General features: G+C 63.8%; 7 protein-coding genes. 1 reads left to right on the plus strand and 6 read right to left on the minus strand.

All coding sequences use genetic code 11. The annotated features are described in order from the left end of the window. From EN879_RS17375 to EN879_RS17395, 5 genes are all read right to left on the minus strand, one after another. Positions 1-734: ABC transporter permease (locus EN879_RS17375; protein WP_245493832.1), on the minus strand; the 734-nt coding region annotated here is incomplete at its 3' end. Positions 735-834: 100 nt separating this feature from the next. Continuing rightward, entirely contained in the window at positions 835-2,499 is a 1,665-nt protein-coding gene (locus tag EN879_RS17380) for an ABC transporter substrate-binding protein (RefSeq protein ID WP_013532880.1), read from the minus strand. 247 nt (positions 2,500-2,746) lie between these two features. Next, a complete protein-coding gene (locus tag EN879_RS17385) occupies positions 2,747-3,931 on the minus strand; it encodes a mandelate racemase/muconate lactonizing enzyme family protein (protein ID WP_063167628.1) in 1,185 nt (394 codons plus the stop codon). Between the two features lies 1 nt (position 3,932). Further along, a complete protein-coding gene (locus EN879_RS17390; RefSeq protein ID WP_063167629.1) occupies positions 3,933-5,039 on the minus strand; it encodes a mandelate racemase/muconate lactonizing enzyme family protein in 1,107 nt (368 codons plus the stop codon). Between the two features lie 35 nt (positions 5,040-5,074). Further along, positions 5,075-5,767: a GntR family transcriptional regulator gene (locus tag EN879_RS17395; RefSeq protein WP_127274150.1), complete on the minus strand. Its 693-nt coding sequence runs from the start codon at positions 5,765-5,767 to the stop codon at positions 5,075-5,077. 132 nt (positions 5,768-5,899) lie between these two features. On the opposite strand from EN879_RS17395, the gene EN879_RS40630 reads away from it, so the two are divergent. Further along, the gene (locus EN879_RS40630) at positions 5,900-6,325 is read left to right on the plus strand and encodes a LysR family transcriptional regulator (protein WP_275955645.1); all 426 of its coding nucleotides are present in this window, start codon (positions 5,900-5,902) and stop codon (positions 6,323-6,325) included. A gap of 22 nt (positions 6,326-6,347) precedes the next feature. Here the strand turns inward: EN879_RS40630 and EN879_RS17405 are convergent, their stop codons facing one another. Beyond that, positions 6,348-7,451 carry an efflux RND transporter periplasmic adaptor subunit gene (locus EN879_RS17405; protein ID WP_245493833.1) on the minus strand — a complete coding sequence of 368 codons (1,104 nt, stop codon included), beginning with the start codon at positions 7,449-7,451 and terminating at the stop codon, positions 6,348-6,350. Positions 7,452-7,453 lie beyond the last annotated feature (2 nt).

Here is a 7,453-nt window from a genome sequence, read left to right on the forward strand (position 1 = left end):
GCATTGCGCAGCACATGGCGCCAGATCGCCGTGCGCCAGGGCAGGCCCTTCAGCACGGCCGTTCGCGTGTAGTCGGAATCGAGCGCTTCGATCATGCCGGAGCGCGCCATGCGGGCGATGTAGCCGAATAGCACCAGGAACAGCGGCAGCGACGGCAGGATCAGGTAGTAGAGCTGCGTGAAGAAGCCGGCGTCGCGCGGCCATGCGGCCGATATCGGCAGCCAGCGCAGCCAGACACCAAAGATCAGGATCAGGATGATGCCGGTGACGAATTCCGGCAGCACCGTCACCGACAGACCGCCGAGGCTGATGATGCGGTCGAGCGGGCGGTTGAGGTTGAGCGCGGCGACGACGCCGCCGAGGATGCCGATCGGTACCACCAGCACGAAGGCGACCGCCGCCAGCTTCATCGAATTGCCGAGCGCATCGATGACGAAAGGCGCGACCGGCGAGCGGAAGATGTAGGACGTGCCCATGTCGCCCTGGACGAAATTGGAGATCCAGCCCCAGTACTGTGCCAGCAGCGGGCGATCGACGCCGAGCGTGTGATTGAGCGCGTCGACCGCGCGCTGGTCGGCGAATGGACCCAATATGGCGCGCCCGACGTTGCCGGGCAGCACCTGGCCGCCCAGGAACACCATGATGCTGAGCAGGAACAGCGTCACCAGCGACAGCGAGACACGCCGGGCAAGGAAGGAGAGAATGGCTAAGACTCCTTGTGGAGCCAGCCCCATGCGGGAGCTGGCTGTTAGAGGATTGGCTTTCCCTTTGAGCATGATCCCGAAAAGTGGGGACCGGTTTTCGGAAAAGGTCATGCTCCAACAAAGAGTTAGTTCAGGCTTTCGATGCCTTGTCGAGGAACAGCTGCGACATGGCGGTCGGCTGTACGCCGGCCACGCCCTTCGCCGTCGCCGTCAGATAGTCGTAGAAATAGCCGAAAATAACAGGCGTTTCCTCGAGCAACAGCTTCTGGATCTTGCCGGCGTCGGCCTTCTGCGCCTCGAGGTCGAGTGCTGCGATGTAGCTGGTCGCCAGCGCGTCATAGTCCTTGTTCTTGAAATGCGCCGCATTCCAGGTGCCTTCGCTCTTCAGCGGTGCCGCAAGATAGACGTTCGGCACGCCGCGGTGGCCGTAGTCGGTGATGCCCATCACCGAATCCAGCCAGTTCGACTTGCCGAACACCGCGTCTCCGTAATAGCCGCTCTGGTCGAGGATGTTGAGGTCGAGCTCGACGCCGATCTCCTTGACCCAGTTCTGGATGAGCTGGGCGTATTCGGGGATTTCCAGGTAGCGTTCGGTGGTCAGGGTTATCTTGAAGCCCTGGCCAAGGCCGGCTGCTTCCATGAGCTGCTTGGCCTGGGCGATATCCTGCTTGCGTTGCGGCACGCTCGTATCGGTCGAAGGATAGACGGCGGCGAACGGGCTGTCATTGCCCAGGGCGGAGCGTCCCTTCATCAGGCCGGCGGCCAGCTTGTCGCGATCGAGGCAGAGCGCAATGGCTCGGCGCACGCGCGCATCCTTCAACGGACCCTCGTCGCAGCGCATGTGCAGTTGCTGATGGGCCGACGACTTCAGGCTGATGATGTCGATGTTCGGATCGTTGAGCAGAGCGACGCCGGCCAGCACCGGCATCTGGTTGATGATGTCGACCTGTCCGCCCTGCAGCGCCAGGATCTGCGGCTGCATGTCGGTGAAGAAGGTGAATTCGGTGCGCTCGGGCAAGGCCTTCGGCCCCCAATAGTCCTCGTTGCGGACGAAGGACGCGCCGACCTTTGCCGTGTATTTCTCAATTCTGAACGGCCCGGTGCCGTCGAAGCTCTTTTCGTAGTCGCCCTTGTAGCTCGCCGGGATGATGACGGCGTTGTAGTTGTCGGACGACAGCATGTAGGGGAAGTTGCCGTTCGGCGCATCGAGGTGGAATTCCACCGTGTAGTCGTCGACCTTCTTTGAAGCGCCTTTCTGCAGGATGCCGGTGAACACCGACAGCGCATTGGACGAGTTGGCCGGGTCGGCAAGGCGGTCGATGCTGGCCACGACGTCGTCGGCCTTCATCTCGCCGCCGCTGTGGAATTTTACGCCCTTGCGCAGCTTGAAGGTCCACACCGTGCCGTTGTCGTTCGGCTTCCAGCTTTCGGCCAAGGCCGGCTGCAGCACCAGATCGGGGCCGTCGACGCAAAGGAATTCGGCAACCTGCTGCATGATCAGCAGGCCGCCGGCGTCTGCAATGCTGACCGGGTCGATCGTCGCCGCCGGCACACTGCTGGCGACGCGGATGGTGGCGCCCGGCGCGCCCTGGGCGCGCGCCAGCGACGGCATGCCGCCAAGGCCGGCGGCCATGCCGATGCGGCCCAGCAGCGGCAGCGACAGGCCGAGCAGGCTGCCGTGACGGACGAAGTCGCGGCGGCTGACACGGCCGTCGACGAGGCCGTCGATCAGGTGATTTTCAAGCGGCGTGCGATTGCGCCGGATAAGGTCGAGAATGCTGTGGTTCTTGCTCATGGGTTTTTACCCTTTCCCCTATTTCTTATGGTTGACGAAATTTTCGTGGATTGCTCCATTTTCCCGGCACCGGAGGCCTGTCTACCGGAACTTTAGCATGCGGTTTTGTCCGGTCCATCCAGTCGTGGCGTGGACGCTCGGGGTTGTTGGTTGCACGGCTTCCACCGTCTTTGTCCAACCTTCCCGACCGAAATCGCGGCGGTTGGCTTCTCGTGTCTGGCCGTCGGTCTTGGCCGCTAGCCGTCATCTAGTTCAGCGGCAAACGGCGATAGGTTCCGGGCTTTGCCGGGTCATGATACTTGTTGCACGGTCCTTTCTCGGTAAAGTCTCTGTGACAGGCAGCGAGGTTTTCGCGCGACAAGGTGACGCCGAGACCGGGACCTTCCGGAACGCGCACGACATTGTTTTTCGGCGAAAACGGTCCTTCCTCGGTGACATCCATCGGCAGCATGCGAAACAGCGACTGGTTCGGCTCCCTGATCCAGCCGAGTGCCGCGCACAGATGCAGATAGGCGGCGCTGCCGATGCCGCTGTCGCCGCTGTAGCACCAGAAATCGATCCCGGCATGCTCGCAGGCGCCGACGAAGCGCAACAGCCGGCCGATGCCGCCATGCGTCGTCGGGTTGCCGACGAACGCGTCCGGCACTTTGGTTTCCATGGCGCGCGCAATGTCGATGTTGTGGGTCGAGAACGGGATCGAGCAATGGCGCCGCAACTCGCGCATCTCCTCGATGGTCGCCACCGGATCCTCCCAGTTGCGCACGCCCAATTCTTCCAGCGGGCGCGCCAGCCGCCGCGCGGTGCTGAGCGAATAGGCCTGGTTGGAATCGATACGGATCATCGCATCGTCGCCGAGTTTCCTGCGGATCAGCTCGACCATCCTGAGCGAGATTTTCGGATCTTCGGTCGAGAACTTGCCTTCGAAGAAAGTCGTTCCATGCGTCTCATGCAATTCGACGCAATAGTCGGCGACTTCCTGGGGCGTCGTCTCGCCCTTCACCTTTGGCCCATCACCGCGCAGCGAAAAATAGTCGGTGAACGGGATATCCTTGCGTACGGCGCCGCCGAGCAACTGGTAGAGCGGCTGGTTCCACGCCTTGCCGCGCAGGTCCCACAAAGCCATCTCGATGGCGCCGAAAGCCATGATGCGTGTGCGGTCGTTGATCGACTGCACGCCGGTCCAAAAGGGCAGGCAGACATGCTCGGCGCCGGCGATGTCGAAGGCATCGCGCCCGACCAGCCGCGGCGCCAGGACATCATTGATGATCGCGGCCGCCGCTGGCGTCGGCGCTTCGCCGAGGCCGACCAGGCCATCCTCGGTCTCGACTTCGACGACGGTCGGTGAAAATCCGTCGAGTTCGCCGAACACCCAGGCATAGGGCGCTTCGAGGCGCAAATTGATCGGCGTGGCTTTGATGCTGCGGATTTTCATCTCAGCGCCCGACCTCGAAGAACGGCGCGCCGAGCAGATCGGGAACGACGTCTATGCCGAGACCCGGCCCGTCTGGAATGCCCATGCGGCTGCCGGTGACCGGTGGCATGTTCGATGCCGTGCGCACCGTCACCCATTCATGGAAGGCGATGGCGTGCAGCCGGCGCTCTTCCGGCGTCGACAGCGACAGATGCGCCATCGCCGCGGTGTCGATCTCGGCGCCGCCCGTGTCCTCGACCGTGATCATGAAGCCGAGGTCGACGGCAATGTCGCGGATCTGGCGTGTCTTCGTCACGCCGCCAAGGCGCGAGATCTTCAGCGTCAGCCCGTCGGCCGCGCCCAGGCGATGAATTTCCAGCATCGCCTCGAGCGAGGTGACGGATTCGTCGAGCACCATCGGCTTGTCGAGCATGCGGCGCACCGACATGTTTTCATCGATCGTGGTGCAGGGCTGCTCGAACGTGTAGTCGATGGCGCGCGTGGCATCGGCGAATTGGCGCGCCTGATAGGGAGTCCAGCCGGCATTGGCGTCGCAGAAGATGACCGTGCCTTTCGGCACCGAGGAGGCAACCGCGATGACGCGTTCGATGTCGTCATGGACATTGCCGCCGACCTTGACCTGCAGCCGGTGGAAGCCGTCCTTGACGATGCGCTTGGCCAGCGCGGCCATGGCGTCGACGCTCCCGTGCGTGACGACCTTGTAGAGTTCCGCGGTGTCGCTTTCCTTGCCGCCGAGCAGCGTGACCAGCGGCACGTCGGCTGCGCGCGCCGCCAGATCCCAGCAGGCCATGTCGAGCGCCGACTTGATGTAGGGATGGCCCTTGAACACCGTGTCCATCAGCCGCCCGATGCTGGCCAGCCCGCGCGGATCGCGGCCGATCAGATGCGGCGCGATCTCGACCACGCCGGCGCGAACGCCGGCGGGGAAGGCGGCCGAGTAAAAATTGCCGAGCGGCGCCATCTCGCCCCAGCCGGTGATGCCGCTGTCTGATGTCATGGACACGATCACGGCGTCGAAGGCGTCGGCCTCGCGCCCCTTCGACATGCGGTATAGCCCGTCAACGAAGGGCTGCATGACGTGGTAGGCCTTGATGGTCTCGATCTGCACGTGTCTTGTCCGCTGTCTGTGGTGTTGGGAACGGGTCAGGCGCCCCTCGATGGGCGTTGTTCGAGGCTGCGCGCGTAGGCAAGCAACTCCTCGAAGTCGAGATCGATATGCTCCCTGGCATGGCGCTGGGCCGCACGCATGTCCTTGCCCTTCAGCAACCGCACATAGGTTTCGTGAACGTCTTCGGCCGGCACCGGCTCGTTGCGGGCATGCTGGTGGAGCGCGAAATACATCTGCAGCCGGCTGGTCAGCCGCTGCCAGGTTTCCAGCAGCACCGAATTGTCGTCCCATTCGTAGATCAGGCCATGCAGTTGCAGCGCGGTTTCGATCTGGCGTGTCGTGTCCAATGCGCGGGTCGCCTGCTTCACGGCTTCGTGGCGCCGGTCGAGCTCGTCGAAGAAGCGCTGGTCACGCAGCGGCCACGCCCGCTCGATGGCCAGCTCGTCCATCACCTTGTTGAACGAATAGGCATCGTCGATGTCCTTGGCTGTGACCTCGATGACGAAGGTGCCGGCATAGGGGATGCTGGTCAGGATCCCTTCCTGGACCAGCTCGCGCATCGCCTCGCGCAGCGGCGCGCGGCTGACCCGCATCTGTTCGGAGATACGGAGCTCGTTGAGCTTCTGGCCGGGCGCGAGCTGGCCGGTCAGGATCGCGCGCCGCAACAGCGCAACGATCTCGGCGCGTCGCGTCGTATCCGCGATAGGACTGAAATCCGCTTTCGCCATTCGGCCACTCCCAGGAAACCGAAAGCAAGACAAGCAGATTGTCGACAATCTAACAAGAGGCTATCTCAATTGATTGGCCAACGCTGCAGAGACCGTTTCGAAATTCCCTCTGGCGAGTCATATGGAGCCGCTGTGGAACGGTTGCCGCCGCTGAATGCGATCAAGGCTTTTGAAGTTGCCGCCCGTGCCGGCGGCTTCACTTTGGCCGCCTCTGAACTCGGCGTTTCGTCGGCGGCGGTCAGCCAGCAGATACGCAATCTCGAAACCTGGTTCGGCAAGCAGCTGTTCGTGCGCAGCGGCAACCGCATCGCGCTCACCGACGCCGATCGCCTCGGCAAGGCTCGGCCTGGGCATCGCGCTTGGCCAGCGGGTCATGGCGCACGCCGATCTGGAGGCCGGTCGGCTGATTGCGCTCTCCTCGTCTCGGTGCACCTCGGGCACCCCTATTGTGCATTCATGCCGCCGGCCAAGGCCGACCGGGCCGATGTTGCCGGTCTGGTGGAACTGCTCAGTCGAGCGGCGCCCGCGACCTGTGGGAAGGCCGGGGCGCCGCGCTGAAGCCGGATCCTGACGGGGGTGTTCAGGTGGCCGGCTTTTCCGGTATCGGCGATACGGGCGCTCCGGGGCCGATCTTCTGCAGATTGCCCGTAATCACCTGGTCGCCCTCGGCGACGCCGCTGAGGATGGCGACCTGATCGCCGCTCGTCGGTCCGAGCGAAACCAGCCGCTGGTCGACCGTATTGCCCTTGCCGACGACATAGAGATATTTGCCGAGCTGGCTTGAGCCCAGCGCCGTCTGTGGCACCATCAGCGCATCGGCCTGCTCTCTCACATGCAGCCGGACACGGACATATTGGCCCGGCAGCAGCGTGAACTTGCCATTGCCGATCGTCGCGCGCGCCGTGATCGTGCCGGTCGAGCGGTCGACCGAATTGTCGATGAAGGTAAGCTCGCCCTTCTGGCTTGCCTCGGTCTGGCCGGGGAGCAGGACATCCACTTCGATCGGGCCGTTCGCACGGGCTTGCTCGATCTCGGTCAGATCCGTCTCGCTCGGGTTGAAGGTGACGTAGATCGGGTCGAGCTGCACCAGCGTGTTGAGCACGGTGCCGGCGACGCTGACCAGCGTTCCGACCGAGGCCTGGTTGCGGCCAAGGCGCCCGGCAAACGGCGCCCGGATTTCAGCGTAGCTCAGATTGAGCTCTGCCGTGCGGACCGCCGCCTGGTTCAGCGCCAGCGATGCCTGCGCTTCGCGCAAGGTGCTGGTGCGCTGGTCGAAGCCGTCCTTGGCGAGGTAGCCGCTCTTGGCGAGCTCGGTGCCGCGACCAAGATTCGAGCGGGCATAGTCGAGCGTCGCCGTGTCGCGCTGCACTTGGGCCTTGGCCTGGTCGAGCGCCGCCTGGAAGTCGTCAGGCGAGATCTTGTAGAGAAGATCGCCTTGCCGGACGTCGACGCCGTCGGCTGCGGTCTGCTCCTGCAGATAGCCGGGAATCCTCGCCTGTAAGGTGATGCTGCGGATCGGCTCTGTCCGCGCGGCATAGTCGAGGTAGATCGGGATCGTCTTCTTGACGACGCTGACCACCGGCACCGGCATGACGAACGCCGCCGGGGCGGGCGCCGCACCTGCCGTGCCGGCATTGAGGCTGAGATTGCCCATATCGAGCAGGTGGACGCTGGCCACCGAGATCG

The organism is Mesorhizobium sp. M7A.F.Ca.AU.002.02.1.1, assembly GCF_003998535.1.
Taxonomy (GTDB): Bacteria; Pseudomonadota; Alphaproteobacteria; order Rhizobiales; family Rhizobiaceae; genus Mesorhizobium; species Mesorhizobium ciceri.

Excerpts from the sequence above, each read along its gene's own strand:
- EN879_RS17380 (WP_013532880.1), bottom strand. The coding sequence starts at position 2,499 with ATGAGCAAGAACCACAGCATTCTCGACCTTATCCGGCGCAATCGCACG.
- EN879_RS17385 (WP_063167628.1), bottom strand. The coding sequence starts at position 3,931 with ATGAAAATCCGCAGCATCAAAGCCACGCCGATCAATTTGCGCCTCGAA.
- EN879_RS17395 (WP_127274150.1), bottom strand. The coding sequence starts at position 5,767 with ATGGCGAAAGCGGATTTCAGTCCTATCGCGGATACGACGCGACGCGCC.